Consider the following 17,175-nt stretch of genomic DNA (forward strand, 5'->3'; position numbering starts at 1 on the left):
ATGAATCGCCTCAAGACTTACCTGGCCGCTGCCTCGGCAATGGCCTGCCTCGTCACCCCGGCCAGCGCCGCGGGCCCAGAAGGCTCGAATGGCAAATCGCTGAACGGCCTGAAGACCAACTCGCTGACCAGTAATTCGCTTACGAGCAATTCGCTGACCAGCAACGCGATTTTCACGCATGGCCTCGGAGTGCGTGCGCTGAACGGCGTGCAAGCCGACGGCATCGTTCTTGCGAAAAGCCTTGCTCCGGCCGGCGGCTCCGTCGTCGATCCCAACGATCGCAATCTGCCGGCTGTCCAGCACCGCGGCGGTTCCATTATCGACCCGAACGACCGCAATCTGCCGGCTGTCCAGAAGGGCAATGTCCAGCACTCGATCGCCGGCAAGAAAAGCAACGGCCTGCCGTCCAGCCAGCACGGCACTGGCGGCGGCGCTGGAGTCGGACGTGACCGGCCGACCCCTACGCCGCGGCGTTAGAGTCCAAGAGTCCTTTGACAATGGAACGGATGGCTTCGCGCCTTCCGTTCCTTCGTCAGTCGCCGAAAAACACCGCGCCTCACCAACGGCGCTCGCAAGACATGCCGGCAGGAGCCAACAATGTCACCCCACAGAACCCGCCTCGCCAATGTTGGCCGCTATTCAACCATCGCGGCCGTCTCGGCCATTTTCAGCATTGCCGTGGCGCCACCGGTCGCGGCGGGAACCGGACAGGCGATCCGCTCGATCTCCGTGATCGGCACGAGGTTCGAGGTGACGACCGGAGACGGCCACATAGTCCCTCAAGACGATCTCGTCGGCGCCATTCTGACGCTCGGTGACGGAAAGGACCGGATGCCGCTGCGCATCGATGCGGTCGAGACCGATCCGAGGAACCCGGATGGCGCGATCATGCTCTACACCATGTCGACCCGCGACGCGGCGACAGGCGGGTGGCGCAACATCTGCGAACCCGACATCGAAGGCCGGCGCATGGGTTTCCCGCTCGCCGGCACCTGGACGCAGGACGGCCGCCATGTGCCGTCCGACACGGCCTTCAGCATTACCTGCACCGGCGGCGCCCAGGCCAAATGCGCGCGATTCGGCTATCGGCCCTGGGAGAAATTGCTGGATGGAACGCCGCTCTGGGATCATCATCAGGCATGCACCCGCATGATCCGCGCCGATTATTGCGGCGACGGTATCGGCCATACGCGCAACGGCACGCCGATCGTCATCTACGACAGGAACGGCATACAGCAGGACGAGGCCGCGCCGGGTATGGCGTTCGAAGCCGCGTGGGGGGTGGACGGCGCGCTGTGCGTCAGCCGCACGAGGATCCCGGACGTGCTGACGATGGAAGGCCTGGCGGCGATCTGTCCGGGCGTGCGGCAAATGCCACAGGCAGCGGCGTGCGAGAGCCACGCCGGGGCGCTGGTCCTGAACCGTTCGATCGAGCCGTAATCCGCCGGCATCACGTTCGGGCAGCGCGCCTGTTGGGCTTCGGCTTGTCGTCGCGCGACCGCCCCTCCACCACCTTCTCGATCTCGCGCTTCAGCTCGTCCTTGATATCGACGGTTTCGTTCATCAGAGCGTCGATCTTCATGAAGTCGAGCACGCGGTATTTCGACACCGCCGGGCGGACCAGAATGTCGGGCGGGCACTGCTTCAGCTTGTTGGCGATGATCGACTGCATCATCAATTGCGTGGCGCCGAACATCAGGTCGACCGTGGTCGGATGCTTGCGCTCGATCTCGCTCGGCGCGCCGACGACGTCGATGGCGATGATGATGTCAGCAGCCTTTTCGATGAGATCGAATGGCACCGGATTGTAGATACCGCCGTCGATCAGCACCCTTCCGTCACGCGTCACCGGGCGGAACACGGCAGGGATGGCGGCCGAAGCTGCCAATGCCGAATGCAGGTCGCCATCGTCGAACACGGCGAGCTTGTGGCCGAAATAGTCGGTCGCCGTTACTTGCAGCGGGATCTTCAGCTCGGCAAAGGTTTCGGGGATGGCGTCGGGCAGGAAGGCTTTCAGGATGCGCTCGATGTTGAACTGGCTGACGCGGATGCCGCCCTGCATCGCCTCGGCGAGGGTGCCCGGGCGCGCCCGCCACATGCGCGTCGCCACCTCGGCGCGGCGGCTGAGGATCGAGCGGCCATAATCGTGGATATCCTTGCCGGCCATGCCCGAGGCCATGCCGGCGCCCATGATGGCTCCGATCGAGGAGCCGGCGATGGCGACCGGCTTGATGCCGAGCTCGTCCAGCGCCTCAATGGCATGGATATGCGCCAGCCCGCGCGCGCCGCCACCGCCAAAGGCAACACCGAAGGTGGGGGTCATCCCTTGCCTCCCAAAGCCGGCCCGACAATCATGATTGCCGGCTCGGCCGACAGCAGCTTCTTCGCCGCCGCCTTGACCTGATCGAGCGTCACCGCATCGATCAGCGCCGCGCGGCGCTGCATGTAGTCGATGCCGAGCTTGTCCAGCTGGAGTTCCACAAGTGTCGCGGCGATGGCGCTGGAGGAATCCAGATTGTTGATGGCATAGGCGCCGATCATGTATTTCTTGGTCGCCTCCAGTTCGGCCTCGGTCGGCCCCTCCTCTACCATCTTCTTCAACACGTCACGCACAATGCCGAGCGTCTCGGTGGCGCGGTCCGAACGCGTCGCCGTGGTGACGATCAGCGCGTTGGAATGCTGGTGGTCGACGAGGCTGGAATCGACGCCATAGGCCAGCCCCCGCTTTTCGCGCACCTCATCGTAGAGGCGCGAAGTGAAGGTGCCGCCGCCGAGGATCTCGTTCATCAGGACCGCGGCGAAGAAATCCGGCGCGTTGCGCTGCACGCCGGGAAAAGCGAGCTGCAGCGAGGTCTGCGGCAGGTCGTAATTCACCTCCACCTGCTGGCCGAGTTTCAGGGCGGTGTCGGCGACCGGGGCAAGCGTCTGTTTTTGCGGCAGGTCGCCGAAGACCTGGTCGAGCTTGCCTTTCAAAGTCGCGGCATCGATGTCGCCGACCACGGCGACATGCAGGCCGTCGCGGGCGAAACTGGCCTTGTAGAAAGCCCTGATATCGTCGGGCGTGATGGTGGCGATGCTCTGCGTGGTGCCCTCGTCCGGCCGGGCATAGGGATGCTCGCCATAGATCGCGCGCAGCCATTTGCGCTGGGCGATGGCGTTGGGGTCGCGCTCATTGGCGATGATGCCGGACAGGATCTGGGCGCGGATGCGGTCGATCGGCGCCTGGTCGAAGCGCGGCCTGTTGACCGCGAGCGTCAAAAGGTCGAAGGCGGCGTCCTTCTGTTCGGAAAGCATGCGCATCGAGCCATAGGTGCCGTCGCGCTGCGCATCGAAACCCATTTCGGCGCCTGCATCGTCGAGCTTCACCTGGAAGGCCTCGCTGTCAAAGTCGCCGGCGCCCTCGTCGAACAGGCCGGTCATCAGATTGGCGAGCCCTTCCTTGCCGGCCGGATCCTGTGTGGGCCCGCCGTCGAAGACGAAGCGGATAGTGACGATCGGCACCGAATGGTCCTCGACCAGCCAGGCCGTGATGCCCTTGGGCGATTTGACTTCCTGGATGTCCATCGCCCGCGCGGCCAGAGCCGGCAAGATGAGGAAAAGGACGGAGAGGAGCAGAGTGGAGAGGGCGTTCAGCGCTCTTCCTTCTCCCCTTGTGGGAGAAGGAAAGGCGCGCATCCACGTGGTGCTCATGCTCGTCATCAAATCAATTCCCCGCCTGTTGCTGCGGCAAGAGATACCCGGTCGTCGAATGGTCCAGCACCAGATAGCGCACTGCCACCGCCTTGACCTCGTCGGCGCTGACCTTGCGGATGCGGTCCGGCCATTCCTCGATATCCTTGACATTGCCGCCGGTGGCGAGCGTCGAGCCATACATGTTGGCCATGTCGTCCTGCTTGTCGCGGGCGAAGATCACCGAGCGGACATAGCGGTCCTTGGCCTTCTCCAACTCGTCCGGCGTGACGCCGTCCTTGGCGATGCGGGCGATCTCGGCATCGACCGCCGCCTCGACATCGCTGAGCTTGGCGTCGCCGCGCGGCGAGCCGTAGACGGTGAAGTTGGTGGCGTCGAGCATGGTGCCCTGGAACCAGGCGCCGGCTTCCCCGGCGATGCCCTGCTTTACTACAAGCTGCTGGTAGAGCCGGCTGCGGTTGCCCCCGCCAAGGATCTCGGCCAGCAGATCGAGCGCCTCGGCCTCGCCAGGCTGCGCGGTGCGATAGGACGGCACCACCCATTGCGTCGAAAAGCTCGGCACGGAAACGCGCGCATCGGCCAGCGTCACCGTGCGCTTGGTGTTCTGCTCCGGCTCGACCGGGCGGATGCGCGGCGGCAGGTCCGGGCCCCGCGCGACCTTGCCGTAGGTCTTTTCGGCCAGCGCCTTCACCATGTCCGGCTCGACATCGCCGGCGACGATCAGCACGGCGTTGTTGGGCCGGTAGTATTTGTCATAGAAGGCGATGGCGTCGGTACGGTTCAGCTTTTCCATCTCCTGCATCCAGCCGATCACCGGAATGCGGTAGGGCTGGTTCTGCCACAGCGTGGCGTCGACCTCCTCGTCGAGCACCGCCTGCGGGCTGCTGTCGATGCGCGAGCGGCGCTCTTCCAGGATGACATCGCGCTCGGTCTTGATGACATCGTCGGTGAGGATGAGGTTGCGCATGCGGTCGGCCTCGAAGCTCATCATCTCGCCAAGCGCCGACGGCGCCACCGTCTCGTGGAAGGCGGTGTAGTCGTAAGAGGTGAAGGCGTTGTTGGAGCCGCCGATGGCCGAGATGGCACGGTCGAACTCGCCGGCGGCGTGGTTGGTCGTCGCCTTGAACATCAAATGCTCGAAGAAATGCGCGATGCCCGATTTGCCGGGCGGCTCATCGGCGCTGCCGATCTTGTACCACACCATATGGGTGACAATCGGGGCGCGGTGATCCGGAATGACGACCACCTCCATGCCGTTGTTAAGCAGGAAATTGGTGACCTTGCCATCGTCGGCAGCGAGCGCGGGACCGGCCAGGGCCAGCGCGGTGGCGAGCACCGCGCTCCGCAGCCATTCAGTATGAGGTGTCATCGATGGCCCGGTTATCATGGCGGGACGATAGGCGGGGTTCATGGACGAGGCAAAGTGAATTGTTCGTCATTTTCGAGGCGGCGCCTCTTCCTTTTCCCCTTGTGGGAGAAGGGGGAGCTTCACTCACCCAGCCTCGATGAACCGGATCACCGTTTCGCCATAGCCACGCTCGTCGACCACCGCGAACCCTGGCCCTGGCTCGAAGGGTGCCGATGCCACCTCCTCGATCACACAGAGCGCGCCAGGCAAAAGCCAGCCGCCCGCCTTGGCCGAGCGGAGCGCGCGTTCGCCAAGGCCCTTGCCGTAGGGGGGATCGGCGAAGACCAGGCCGAAAGCCGAAAGCGTGCCCGCCTCCCCCAAAGCCGTGGCGTCGCGGCGGAAAATCTTGGTGCGGCCGGTGAGCCCAAAGGTCTCGACATTGGTGCGGATCAGGCCGCGCCCTTCGGCCGATTCCTCGATGAAGACGCCGTAGGACGCACCGCGCGACAGCGCCTCGAGGCCGAGTGCGCCGGTGCCGGCGAAAAGGTCGAGCACGCGCGCGCCTGCGAGCTTGTCGGCAAAGCGGTGCGCCAGCACGTTGAACACCGCCTCGCGGGTGCGGTCGGTGGTCGGTCGGATGGCATGATCGCGCGGCGTCGCCAGCGGACGCCCGCGAAACTCACCACCGACGATTCTCATTTAAGTCTGGGCCTCATCTCGTTCTGGGACCCTTGGCACCGCCGCGCGGCCGGTCACCGCCCTTGCCGCCGTCCGGACGCTCGCCACGTGGCTTGCCGAACGGCTTTGCGCCAGCCGGTTTGCCATAGGACGGCTTGAACGAGGCCTTGCGCGCCTTGGCCTCTGCCGCCTTGGCGGCATCGGCTTCCGCCCTGCCCTTGCCGATCGGACGCGAACCCGGCGCCATCCAGACATTGGCCTTGCGCTGGCCCGGCGGCTCGATCGGCCGCTGCTCGCGTTCTGATTTCTTGCCGCCCCCCGGCTTGCCTCCAAATGCACCGCGAGGCCTGTCGCCAAAGCCGCCACGGGATTTGTCGTCGAAGCCGCCACGCGGTTTGTCGCCAAAGCCACGCTCGGGCCTGGGGCCGCGCTCGCCAAAGCTCTTTTCCGGCCCGGAGCCTCTGTCGGGACTTGTCGACAGCTTGCCCAGCGCCTCGTCGCGGCTGCCTTCGCGGCGCTTGCGGTTCTTGATCAACCCGCCCTCGCCGATCGGGCGTCGATCAACGCCGTCGCGCGCAAATTTCGGCCGCTCGACCTCCTCCGGGCGCGGCTCGGTCCGCCGCACCGGCTTGTTGGAAAATGGTTTTGTGATCTCGGCGTCGAAATTGGCACCCGACTCTTCGACCAGGCGCTCGCCGAGCTGGTCGCGCAGCACGCGGCCCTTGATCTCCAGCACATGGCCCTCCGGCAGGTCCTCGAGCTGGAACGGACCGTAGGAAATGCGGATCAGCCGGGTCACGTCGAGGCCGAGCGAACCGAGGATGTTTTTTACCTCGCGGTTCTTGCCTTCGCGCAATCCGATGGTCAGCCAGGCGTTCGAGCCCTGCTCGCGGTCGAGGCTCGCCTCGATGGCGCCGTAAAAGACGCCGTCGACGGCGATGCCTTCGCGCAGACCGGCGAGCACGCTTTCCTCGACCTTGCCGTGGACGCGCACGCGGTAGCGCCGCAGCCAGCCGGTGGCGGGCAGTTCGAGCACCCGCGACAGGCCGCCATCATTGGTCAGCAGCAGCAGGCCTTCGGTGTTGATGTCGAGGCGGCCGATGGTCATCAGCCTGGGCAGGTCGGCCGGCAGCACGTCGAACACGGTCTTGCGCCCCTCGGGGTCGCGGTTGGTGGTGACGACGCCGGCCGGCTTGTGGAACAGGAACAGCCTGGTGCGCTCGATCGGCGGGATCTCCATTCCGTCGAGATGGATGATGTCGCCGGGCATGACGTTGAAGGCCGGCGAGGTCAGAGCCCGGCCATTGACCTTGACGCGCCCGGCCGCGATCAGCTCCTCGGCGTCACGGCGAGAGGCAAGGCCGGCACGGGCCAGCCGCTTGGCGATGCGCTCGCCGGCTTCCTCCGCCGCCTCGGCGGGACGCGGGCGCGGCTTGAAGCCGCCACCCGACGAGCCAGTGCGCGACCCGCGCGACCGATCGCCGCCGAAATCGCGCTTCGGCCGATCGGCGAAGTCGCGCTTTGGGCGGTCGCTGAAATCGCGCTTTGGACGATCGCCGAAACTCGGGCGCTCGAATCGACGCTCGCCGCCCTCGGCCTCGCTGGCCATCGGCCGGTCGCCACGCGGCGCGTAGGGCTTGCGAGGACCTTCGCGCTTTTCATAAGGCTTGCCTTCGGGGCGTGGCCCCTTGCTGAACGGCCGCTCGCCGCTTTTGAAATCGCGTTTCGGACGTTCGCCTTCGGCGGCGATCGGCCGATCGCCACGTGGCGCGTAGGGCTTGCGCGGGCCTTCGCGCTTCTCATAGGGCTTGCCTTCGGGGCGCGGCCCCTTGCTGAACGGCCGGTCGCCACTTTTGAAATCGCGCTTCGGACGTTCGCCTTCGGCGGCCATCGGCCGGTCGCCGCGCGGCGCGTAGGGCTTGCGCGGCCCCTCGCGCTTCTCATAGGGCTTGCCTTCGGGGCGCGGACCCTTGCTGAACGGCCGGTCGCCACTTTTGAAATCGCGCTTCGGACGTTCGCCTTCGGCGGCCATCGGCCGATCGCCACGCGGCGCGTAAGGTTTCTTGGCACCGAAGGACGGCTTGCCGCCCTTGCCGGCGGCACCGTCGCGGCCGCGCGGCGCCGCGGCTCTCGGGCCGCTTTTGCCCGTACCCTTTTTGGGCCGGAATTTCTTGTCGTTGTCGTCCATGTGGCCTTTGCCTGTTTGCGCTGCTACAGCGTGGCGCATCCTTTCGGGCGCGCAAAGGACGCTGTAGCACTTTTGATTTGGCGCATGATCATTTCCGAAAACCGAGTCCGATTTTCGAGGTTATGCGCTCAATAACAGGATCACGCCTGAGTGGCGAGGAGATAATCGGGATGGAAACCCGCGTGAAGCGGCCGGATTTCATGGCGCTGGCGTTAAGGGAGGCCGAAGCAGCCGCCTCGCGCGGCGAAGTGCCGGTCGGCGCGGTCATCGCCAGCGGCGACACGGTCGTTGCCAGCGCCGGCAACCGCACCCGTGAGCATGCCGACCCGACGGCGCACGCCGAGATGCTGGCGATCCGCGAGGCTTGCCGCAAGCTCTCCAGCGAGCGGCTGACCGGTCACGATCTCTATGTGACGCTGGAACCTTGCGCCATGTGTGCCGGCGCCATCTCCTTCGCCAGGCTGCGCCGGCTTTATTTCGGCGCTGCCGACGAAAAGGGCGGCGCCGTGGTCAACGGCGTGCGCTTCTTTGCGTCGCCCACTTGCCACCACACGCCCGACATCTATCCAGGCATGGCCGAAAACGATGCGGCCTTGCTGCTGAAGGACTTTTTCAGGGGGCGACGCGAAACCTAGAGGCTCTGGGCTTTTGGCTAGGCTCTAGGCTCTCACCACGGCAGCCAGTCGAACATGCCGCCGGACTTGCTCTTGGCGGCCGCCTCCTTCTTGAGGCGGCGTTCCTTCTTGTATTCGTCTTCGCCGATATCGCCCTGCGGCGCGGTGGAGGCGGCGACGCGATAGTCCAGAGGCGGCTCGCTCAGATATTTGCGGGTGTTGGGATCGCCCTGCTTGCCTTCGGCCACACGGCGCTGGATCTCGGCGGCGCGGCCTTTGTCCGAATCCGCCGGCGACCAGCGCGGCGGGTGGCTGGAGGCCGAATCCGCCATGGCCTTCTTCACCGCTACCGGATCGGTCTGCACGTCGTCGACGATCTGCGACTGGTAGGCCGGATCGTCCTGGTGGGCGGTGGCGTCGGCACGCAGGCGGGCGCGGCGCGCCTCGGGCGATTCGGGCCAGTCGGCACTCGCCGTCTCGATGCTCTCCTGCGGCGGCGGCAGGTTTTCCTTCTGTCCCGGTGCCGGCTTCACCAGCTCAGGACGCGGCTTGTAGTCGATCTTTTCACCCCGCTTCGGCGAGATCGAAAAGGCGCTGGACAGGTCGCCGGCAAGCTGCTCGCCCGCGGTCTTGTCGGTTCCGTAGGTGGGCGAGCCCATGCAGCCGGACAGAGCGAGGCCTGATACGACAAGCGGCGCTAGCAGCGCAACGCGCGCGTAAGTTCTCTCGGTCATGCCAAAAAGTCCCACTTAGACAGCCTCTCGATCGCCGCCGGCCAAAGGTCCGGTCCCCATCACTCAAGCACTTGCGACGGAAATCCGGCGACAATTTGTCGTCCGGAGTTTCGCGTGTTTATCTCAACCGCTCGTTAAGGGCAACGCACGGGCGGCAAAGGACCGCCCGGCGTGGCATTTGTGCACCGGCTTATATTTGATGGTGCATGTCGTTTTTCCCAAAACCGCTACACACTTTTGGGCGACATGCATCATAAACGCCCGAGCGCCTTCAGCTCATGCAGGACAGCCGCATCGCGCGCCGAGACATCTGGGAATGCCTGGTCCTGCCCGACATCGGCGGTGTAGCGCCAGGAACGGGCGCATTTGACCAAGCCACGGTCCTCGGCCTTCTCCACCACCACGGCGACACCCTTGACGTCGTCCAGCGTAAAAGCCCCGTCAGTCGCTTTGCCATGGGTAATGACGAGGTCGCTGGTGATCGCCATCTCGGCCATGTCGACGTCCGATATCGCCGCTTCGAGCGTCGCATCGTCGATTGTGACGACTGGCACCGCCTCGAGCGAGGAACCTATGACCTTCTGGGCACGCGCGATCTCGAGCGCGCCGGTGACGACGCGGCGAACCTGCCTTACCTTGCGCCATTTTTCTGCCAGCGGCTCGTTCCCCCAGGTCTCCGGGATCTGCGGGAACTGGTCGAGATGCACCGAAACGGCGTCGGGGTGACGGTCGAGCCAGGCCTCCTCCATGGTGAAGGGCAGCATCGGCGCCAGCCATTTGACCAGGCAGTCAAACAAATGGCGCACGACCTGTACCGAGGCCTTCCGCTTCACACTGGATGGCGCGTCGCAATAAAGCGCGTCCTTGCGGATGTCGAAATAGAAGGCCGACAGTTCGACCACCATGAAGTCGAGCAGCGTGCGGGTGATGCGCTTGAACTCGAAGGCGTCGTAGCCCTGGCGCACCACTTCATCCAGTTCGGCCAGCCGGTGCAGCATAAGCCGCTCCAGCTCCGGCATCTTCTCCAACGGCACCTCCTCGCCATCGTCATGGGCGAGCGTACCCAGCATCCAGCGGATGGTGTTCCTGAGCTTGCGGTAGGCGTCGATGTTGGTCTGCAGCACGTTCTTGCCGAGCCGCTGGTCTTCCCAGTAGTCGGTCGTCACCACCCAGAGCCGCAAGATATCGGCGCCGGACTGCTTGATGACGTCTTGCGGCACGACAGTGTTGCCGAGCGACTTCGACATCTTTCGTCCTTCCTCATCCATGGTGAAACCATGGGTGACGACGGTGTCGTAGGGCGCCCTGCCCCTGGTGCCGCAGCTTTCGAGCAGCGAGGAGTGGAACCAGCCGCGATGCTGGTCGGAGCCTTCGAGATAGACGTCGGCCGGCCATTTCAGGTCCGGGCGATCCTCGAGTGTGAAGACATGGGTCGAACCCGAGTCGAACCAGACGTCGAGGATGTCCATCACCTGATGCCATTTCGCGGCATCGTGATTGCCGAGGAAACGCTCCTTGGCGCCGGCCGCGAACCAGGCGTCGGCGCCTTCCGTCTCGAAAGCGTCCATGATGCGCTGATTGACCGCCTCGTCCTTCAGCACATTGCCGTCCACGTCGGCGAAGACGGCGATCGGCACGCCCCAGGCGCGCTGGCGCGACAGCACCCAGTCCGGGCGCTCCTCGATCATGGCGCGGATGCGGTTCTGGCCGGCCGCCGGCACAAAGCGCGTGTCGTCGATCGCCTTCAGCGCACGGCTGCGCAGCGTCGTGCCGTCGCCGAGTTCCTTGTCCATATAGACGAACCATTGCGGCGTGTTGCGGAAGATGATCGGCTTCTTCGATCGCCACGAATGCGGGTAGCTGTGCTTCAGCCGGCCGCGCGCGAACAGCTCGTTGCGCTTGATCAGTTCATCGATGACGGCCTGGTTGGCGTTGCCCTTCTTGCCATTGTCGTCGATGACGCGCGCCGCACCGCCCTCGCGGTCCGGCCCGAAGCCCGGCGCGTCCTTGGTGAAGAAGCCGGCATCATCGACAGGGAACGGGATCGCCGTGTCGATGCCGCGCTTGAGCAGCTCGGCAACCGCATCCGTCCAGGCGTCGAAGTCCTCGCGGCCGTGGCTGGGCGCGGTGTGCACGAAGCCGGTGCCGGCATCGTCGGTGACATGTTCGCCGGCGATCATCGGCACGGGGTATTCGTAGCCGCCGCCAAGCCCCCTGAAGGGGTGCGAAAGCGTAAGGCTTTCAAGCTGATCGGCCGAGACGTTGTGAAGGCGATTCAAGGTGATCTTGGCCTTGGCCGCCGAGTCTTCGCCGAGTGCGTCGGCAAAGATCAGCTTTTCGCCGGGCTGCGGGCCGAACGCGTTCTCCGCCGCCGTGACCTCATAGAGCCCATAGGCGACGCGCGGCGAATAGCTGACGGCGCGGTTGCCTGGGATGGTCCAGGGCGTCGTCGTCCAGATCACGACATGGGCTTCGAGCAGGTCCAGCGAGGATTCGGACAATGCCGCCGGCTGTTCACCTTCAGTGCCGGAGACCGGGCGGGCAAGGCTTGCGACCGGGAATTTCACCCAGATCATGTCGCTCTCGTAGTCCTGGTATTCGACCTCGGCCTCTGCCAGCGCGGTGCGCTCGACCACGCTCCACATCACCGGCTTGGAGCCGCGGTAGAGCTGGCCCGACATGGCGAACTTCAACAATTCGCCGGCGATGCGCGCCTCGGCATGGAAAGCCATCGTCGTATAGGGGTTCTTGAAGTCACCGACGACGCCGAGCCGCTGGAACTCGCCGCCCTGCACCGAGATCCAGTGCGCGGCGAATTCCCGGCATTCCTTGCGGAATTCGTTGACCGGCACCTCGTCCTTGTTCTTGCCCTTGGCGCGGTACTGCTCCTCGATCTTCCATTCGATCGGCAGGCCGTGACAGTCCCAGCCGGGCACATAGTTCGAGTCGTAGCCGCGCATCTGGAACGAGCGGGTGATGACGTCCTTGAGGATCTTGTTCAGCGCATGGCCGATATGGATGTTGCCGTTGGCATAGGGCGGGCCGTCGTGCAGCACGTATTTGGTGCGGCCGGCGGCGTCCTGCCTTAGCTTGGTGTAGAGGTCCATGTCCTGCCAGCGCTTGACCAGCAGCGGCTCTTTTTCGGGCAAGCCGGCGCGCATCGGGAAATCCGTCTGCGGCAGGTAAAGCGTCTTGGAATAGTCGATCGTTTCAGCGGTATCGGTCATTGGGGTGTCGGTCATCGATCTGCCATGTGCACTGCCCGGCGGCAAAAGGAGCTCGGGCGTTGAAGTCTTCGCTTTGACGCATATCGTTTTCCCAAAACCGGACCCACTTTTGGGCGACATGCGTTGATGATCTGGAAAAGCGCGAGAGGCCGCGCGCAACATTCCCGGCGGCTCCGGCGGCTCTCAGGCCACCCGGAACACCGGGCTCGTAATTCGTATCGCGATCGCAAAAAAGCGCGAAAAGCTCGTCATGGCCGGGCTTTTAGCGGATTAGGCGTCAGGAATAAAGCACGCAGTTCAAATCGCTACATCGAAAAGTCGAAGCGATAGGTGGTCGACACGCCGACCGTGAACTGGTTGCGGTCGCCGCGCTCCTTGACCAGGCTGGAATCGGCCGCCGGGCCCATCAGGCGCGAATATTCGCCGAACAGGCTGGCCGTCATCGGCTCGGTCACCTTCCAGGTCACCGCGCCGCCCAGACCGGTCGACTTCAGACCGCCGCCTGGATGGTATTCGCTCAAGCCCGACGCCGCCGCCTCCGTGGCGTTGACGCCGTAATATGCGTCGAAATAGTCCGCCGAGGCGAAGGAAATGCGTGGCCCGCCCGAAATGCGGACTGTGGGCGTTACATCATAAAAGGCGTCGGCGGCGATGTCGGCGACAAAGCCGTTGTGCGCGCGGATGCCGTGCCTGAGCTCGGCTCGGGCGCGTACCCAGTCCAGCGGATAGAATTCGAAGAAGCCGCCGGCCTCGCCACCCCAGCGCACGGGGTCGAGGCCTTTCAGCTCATCGTCGCTGTCGCGGGAAAACAGGATTTTTCCGGTCAGGCCGGCCCGCACGCTGCCATCGTCGATCAGCGCCAGCGAGATGTTGTCGTTGCGCGAGGTGAAGCGAGCCTGGGGGCCGGCCTTGCCGAGCGAGATGATCGGCTGGGCGCTGAGCATGTATTTTTTGCCGCCCTCGAAATCCGGCGCGACCAGGCCCGTGGCGCCGAGCGTCAGGTACCAGTCGCCGGAGAGCCAGCCGAAGGCGCCCTCGCCCGCCTTGGCAGTGGGCACAGCCAACAAGGTGGCCAGAAAAAGCGGAATCGCCCGGACAATACGCATCATCACCCCATACGCGAAACACACTGGAGAGAACACCCGGCAGCGTTCAAGCCATGGCGCCGGTTCGGTAAACTTTGGCTTAATATCCGTAACATCGGACCGGAATGTTTTGACATTGCAGCCAATTGAACGAGGCGCCGTGATCGCAGCACGCATTGGCTGCAGCCGGACAACGCAGCACTTGATCAGCTGCCCCGGTGACGCAGGACGTCTATCAATAGGGATAGAGCCGGCGACGTGTGACGCCGGCTTGGATAGTACAGATGATAGCCGGGGAAGTACGGGCACCATTCCTCCAGCACCCGGATAAGCCGCCCCTCCGCAACGTACGGAAGCACCTGGTCCTCAGGCATGTAGGCGACCCCCAACCCGTCCAGCGCCGAACTCAAGCGCATGCCAAGATTGTTGAAGACCAGCTGGCCGTCGCCCCGCACCTTCACCTCGCGGCCGTCTTTCTCGAGACCCCACGGGAACAGCCCGCCGTAAGTCGGCAGCCGCATGTTGATGCATTTGTGCGCGGTGAGGTCCTGCGGGGTTTGCGGAACCGGGAAGCGTTCGAAGTATTCTCGCGAACCGACCACGGCCATGCGAATGTCCGGCCCGATACGGACTGCCACCATGTCCTTCGCCACCTGCTCGCCCATGCGGACGCCGGCATCATAGCCTTCGGCGACGATATCCGTCAGGCCGTAGTCGACGATGATTTCAACCTGGACGTCGGGATAGTCCGGCAGGAAGCGCTTGAGGGCGGGCTGCAGTACGGAAATCGCCGGGTGCTCACCGGTGGTGATGCGGACTGTCCCGGCCGGTTTCTCGCGCAGCGCGTTCAAGGTGGCCAGTTCTGCCTCGATTTCCTCGAACCTCGGGCCCACGGTGCGCAAAAGGCGATCACCGGCTTCGGTCGGTGCCACGCTGCGCGTGGTCCGGGTCAGAAGCCTGAGCCCGACCCGCTCCTCAAGGTTGCGGATGGTCTGACTGAGTGCCGAGGGCGACACCCCCAACCTGGCTGCCGCACGCGTGAAGCTCCGTTCCCGGGCGACGGTCGCAAATGCGGCGAGATCGTTGAAATTCTGCATGATGTATTTGTTAGTCCAGCTAACAGGCTCATGCGGATTATAGCAGGTTATCGCATGATGCCGCATCCCCTATCTTCTTCGCAGCATCAACGGAGAAGGAGACCAGGCATGGCAGATGAAGGGATTTTGAGGATGGGGCGCCGTGGCTTTCTGGGCGCGGCGGGAAGTTTCGCGGCGACGCCGCTTCTCTTGGCCAGCGGTTCTCAGGCGCCAGCCCAGGAGAGCGCTCAAGCGACAGGCGTCAACAGCACCGCGGCACTGAGCGGGCGGCGGAAGCTGGGCTGGCTGGAAGTCTCCAGCCTCGGCATCGGCGTCCAGAACATGAGCCGGACCTATCAGACGACGATCCCGACCCGACCCGAGATGATCAATATTATCCGAACCGCGTTCGATCGAGGTGTCACTTTCTTCGACGCCGCCGAGGCCTACGGCCCGCATGAGGTCGAGCGGATCCTTGGCGAGGGAGTAGCGCCGTTTCGCGACCGCGTCGTGATCACCTCGAAGTTTGGTTGGAACATCGACCTGGAAACGGGCGAGCGGCGCCCGGGGCTGAACAGCCGACCGGACCGCATAAAGCTGGCGGTCGAGGGCATGCTCAAGCGCCTGCGCACCGATCGCGTTGACCTGCTCTACCAGCATCGGGTCGACCCGGACGTGCCGATCGAAGACGTCGCCGGCGCTGTCAAGGATCTCATGGACCAGGGCAAGGTCACGCACTGGGGGCTGTCCGAGATGGGACTGAACACCCTCCGCCGCGCCCACGCCGCATTGCCGGTCACCGCCGTCCAGAGTGAATACTCAATGCTATGGCGCGGGCCGGAAAGCGAAGTGCTTCCGCTCTGCGAAGAACTGGGCATCGGCTTCGTCCCATGGAGTCCACTTGGCGTAGGCTTCCTGACCAGTGCCATCGACGCCAGGACGCGGTTCGCGGAGGGCGATATCCGCAAGATCGAGGGCCGGTTCTCGGCGGAGAACCTGCCACACAATCTGGCGCTCGTCGAGCTGGTCAAGAGCTGGGCCAAGCGCAAGCAAGCTACTGCCGCGCAGATCGCGCTCGCCTGGCTGATGGCGCAGAAGCCGTGGATCGTTCCCATACCCGGGACGACCCAGATGCCGCACCTGCTCGAAAATATCGGCGCGGCTTCGGTCCAGTTCACGCCCGAGGAGCTTGCGGAACTCAACGCCGCGGCCGGCGCAATCCAGGTTCAGGGCGCGCGCCTTCCCGACGCCGTGCTGATCTATTCAGGCGTCGAAGCGCCGGAAAAGAGCTGAGCCGACAGTCTCACACCACGATCGCATGGAAGTTCGTCATGAAAACTAGAACACTTGGAGACCTGCAGGTCTCCGCCGTCGGCCTGGGTTGCATGAGCATGACCTCCGCTTACGGGCCGCCAGCCAACAAGGCGGAGATGATCGGGCTCGTGCGCCTCGCGCACGAGCGGGGCGTGACGCTGTTCGACACGGCCGAGGCCTATGGGCCTTTCGCCAATGAGGAGCTCCTCGGCGAGGCGCTCTCGCCGATCCGCGACCAGGTCGTCATTGCCACAAAATTCGGGTTTGATATCGATCTTGAGACCGGTGCCCCACCGGCGGTACCAACAGCCGGCCCGAGCACATCAAGCGTGTCGCGGACGCTAGCCTCAAGCGCTTGAAAACCGACCGTATCGACCTGTTCTACCAGCACAGGGTCGATCCGAACGTTCCGATCGAGGACGTCGCCGGCGCTATCAAGGACCTGATCGCCCAGGGCAAGGTCAACAATTGGGGGCTTTCTGAAGCGGGCGTCCAGACCATCCGCCGCGCGCACGCAGTCCAGCCGGTCACAGCGGTGCAGAACGAGTACTCGCTATTCTACCGGGGCGTCGAAGCGGAATTGTTGCCGGTCTGTGACGAGCTTGGCATCGGTTTCGTGCCGTTCAGCCCATTGGGCGCGGGGTTCCTGACCGGCAAGATCGACGAGAATACCAAGTTCGACCCGGCCGACTTCCGCAACGTGCCACGCTTCTCGCCGGAGGCGCGCAAGGCCAACATGGCCCTGGTCGATGTCGTGAAAGGCGTGGCCGAGCACAAAGGCGCGACGCCCGCCCAGGTCGCACTCGCCTGGCTGCTCGCGCAGAAGCCCTGGATCGTGCCGATTCCGGGTACCACCAAACGTCACCGTCTTGAGGAGAACCTTGGCGCGGTCGACGTGACGCTGACCGTGCAGGATCTGCAGGAACTCGCCGACGCCCTGGCGAAGATCGAGGTCCAAGGCGAACGCCTGCCCGAAGCCGCGCTCAAGATGACCGGGCTCTGATCGGGATCTGCACCATGACCGATGCTCAAAAGCCGACGAGGCGGAAAATCCTCATGTCATCCCTGCTGCTGCCGCTCGCTGCCGGAAGCGCATCGGTCACGCAGACCGGAGCGGCGCCCCGCTCGGACGGCAAGTCGCTGGTGGCGTTCTTTTCGCGGAGCGGCAACACCCGTGTCATCGCCGGACAGCTCAGCCGGGCGCTGCCGGCCGATCTCTTC

Annotated in this window: 13 protein-coding genes and 2 pseudogenes; 6 read left to right on the plus strand and 9 right to left on the minus strand. The window is 64.6% G+C overall.

Features of this window, described 5'->3' with window-relative positions; all coding sequences use genetic code 11:
• Positions 1–477 (plus strand): hypothetical protein, encoded by a 477-nt coding sequence (locus ACFX5Q_RS05160; protein ID WP_404275918.1) that lies wholly within the window; start codon positions 1–3, stop codon positions 475–477.
• 120 nt (positions 478–597) lie between these two features.
• Entirely contained in the window at positions 598–1,440 is an 843-nt protein-coding gene (locus ACFX5Q_RS05165) for an ADYC domain-containing protein (RefSeq protein WP_404275919.1), read from the plus strand.
• 10 nt (positions 1,441–1,450) lie between these two features.
• Here ACFX5Q_RS05165 and ACFX5Q_RS05170 read toward each other — a convergent pair whose 3' ends face one another.
• The 5 genes from ACFX5Q_RS05170 to ACFX5Q_RS05190 form a co-directional block, all read right to left on the minus strand.
• Positions 1,451–2,323 carry a patatin-like phospholipase family protein gene (locus ACFX5Q_RS05170; protein WP_404275921.1) on the minus strand — a complete coding sequence of 291 codons (873 nt, stop codon included), beginning with the start codon at positions 2,321–2,323 and terminating at the stop codon, positions 1,451–1,453.
• Positions 2,320–3,699, minus strand: coding sequence for a M16 family metallopeptidase (locus ACFX5Q_RS05175; protein ID WP_404275923.1), 1,380 nt, complete (start codon positions 3,697–3,699; stop codon positions 2,320–2,322). Before ACFX5Q_RS05175 ends, ACFX5Q_RS05170 begins: the two co-directional genes overlap by 4 nt.
• Positions 3,700–3,703: 4 nt before the next feature.
• The gene (locus ACFX5Q_RS05180) at positions 3,704–5,059 is read right to left on the minus strand and encodes a M16 family metallopeptidase (RefSeq protein ID WP_404275925.1); all 1,356 of its coding nucleotides are present in this window, start codon (positions 5,057–5,059) and stop codon (positions 3,704–3,706) included.
• Positions 5,060–5,182: 123 nt separating this feature from the next.
• Positions 5,183–5,737 carry a 16S rRNA (guanine(966)-N(2))-methyltransferase RsmD gene (gene rsmD / locus ACFX5Q_RS05185; protein ID WP_404275926.1) on the minus strand — a complete coding sequence of 185 codons (555 nt, stop codon included), beginning with the start codon at positions 5,735–5,737 and terminating at the stop codon, positions 5,183–5,185.
• Positions 5,738–5,750: 13 nt separating this feature from the next.
• A complete protein-coding gene (locus ACFX5Q_RS05190) occupies positions 5,751–7,904 on the minus strand; it encodes a pseudouridine synthase (protein WP_404275928.1) in 2,154 nt (717 codons plus the stop codon).
• Between the two features lie 182 nt (positions 7,905–8,086).
• Between ACFX5Q_RS05190 and ACFX5Q_RS05195 the strand changes: the two genes are divergently transcribed.
• Entirely contained in the window at positions 8,087–8,539 is a 453-nt protein-coding gene (locus ACFX5Q_RS05195) for a nucleoside deaminase (protein WP_404275939.1), read from the plus strand.
• A 32-nt stretch (positions 8,540–8,571) separates the two neighbouring features.
• Here ACFX5Q_RS05195 and ACFX5Q_RS05200 read toward each other — a convergent pair whose 3' ends face one another.
• From ACFX5Q_RS05200 to ACFX5Q_RS05215, 4 genes are all read right to left on the minus strand, one after another.
• On the minus strand, positions 8,572–9,252 hold the full coding sequence (locus ACFX5Q_RS05200; RefSeq protein WP_404275929.1) for a hypothetical protein: 681 nt from the start codon (positions 9,250–9,252) through the stop codon (positions 8,572–8,574).
• Between the two features lie 251 nt (positions 9,253–9,503).
• Positions 9,504–12,479 carry an isoleucine--tRNA ligase gene (gene ileS, locus ACFX5Q_RS05205; protein ID WP_404275941.1) on the minus strand — a complete coding sequence of 992 codons (2,976 nt, stop codon included), beginning with the start codon at positions 12,477–12,479 and terminating at the stop codon, positions 9,504–9,506.
• Positions 12,480–12,784: 305 nt separating this feature from the next.
• Positions 12,785–13,585, minus strand: a complete 801-nt coding sequence (locus ACFX5Q_RS05210) for a MipA/OmpV family protein (protein WP_404275943.1) — start codon at positions 13,583–13,585, stop codon at positions 12,785–12,787.
• Between the two features lie 185 nt (positions 13,586–13,770).
• The gene (locus ACFX5Q_RS05215; protein ID WP_404275931.1) at positions 13,771–14,661 is read right to left on the minus strand and encodes a LysR family transcriptional regulator; all 891 of its coding nucleotides are present in this window, start codon (positions 14,659–14,661) and stop codon (positions 13,771–13,773) included.
• A gap of 108 nt (positions 14,662–14,769) precedes the next feature.
• Between ACFX5Q_RS05215 and ACFX5Q_RS05220 the strand changes: the two genes are divergently transcribed.
• The 3 genes and pseudogenes from ACFX5Q_RS05220 to ACFX5Q_RS05230 form a co-directional block, all read left to right on the plus strand.
• Positions 14,770–15,933: an aldo/keto reductase gene (locus ACFX5Q_RS05220; protein ID WP_404275933.1), complete on the plus strand. Its 1,164-nt coding sequence runs from the start codon at positions 14,770–14,772 to the stop codon at positions 15,931–15,933.
• A 38-nt stretch (positions 15,934–15,971) separates the two neighbouring features.
• Positions 15,972–16,957: pseudogene (locus ACFX5Q_RS05225) on the plus strand (aldo/keto reductase).
• 14 nt (positions 16,958–16,971) lie between these two features.
• Positions 16,972–17,175 (plus strand): annotated as a pseudogene (locus tag ACFX5Q_RS05230) (flavodoxin); the annotation flags it as partial.

This window comes from Mesorhizobium sp. IMUNJ 23033, assembly GCF_044778005.1.
Lineage (GTDB): Bacteria > Pseudomonadota > Alphaproteobacteria > Rhizobiales > Rhizobiaceae > Mesorhizobium > Mesorhizobium amorphae_A.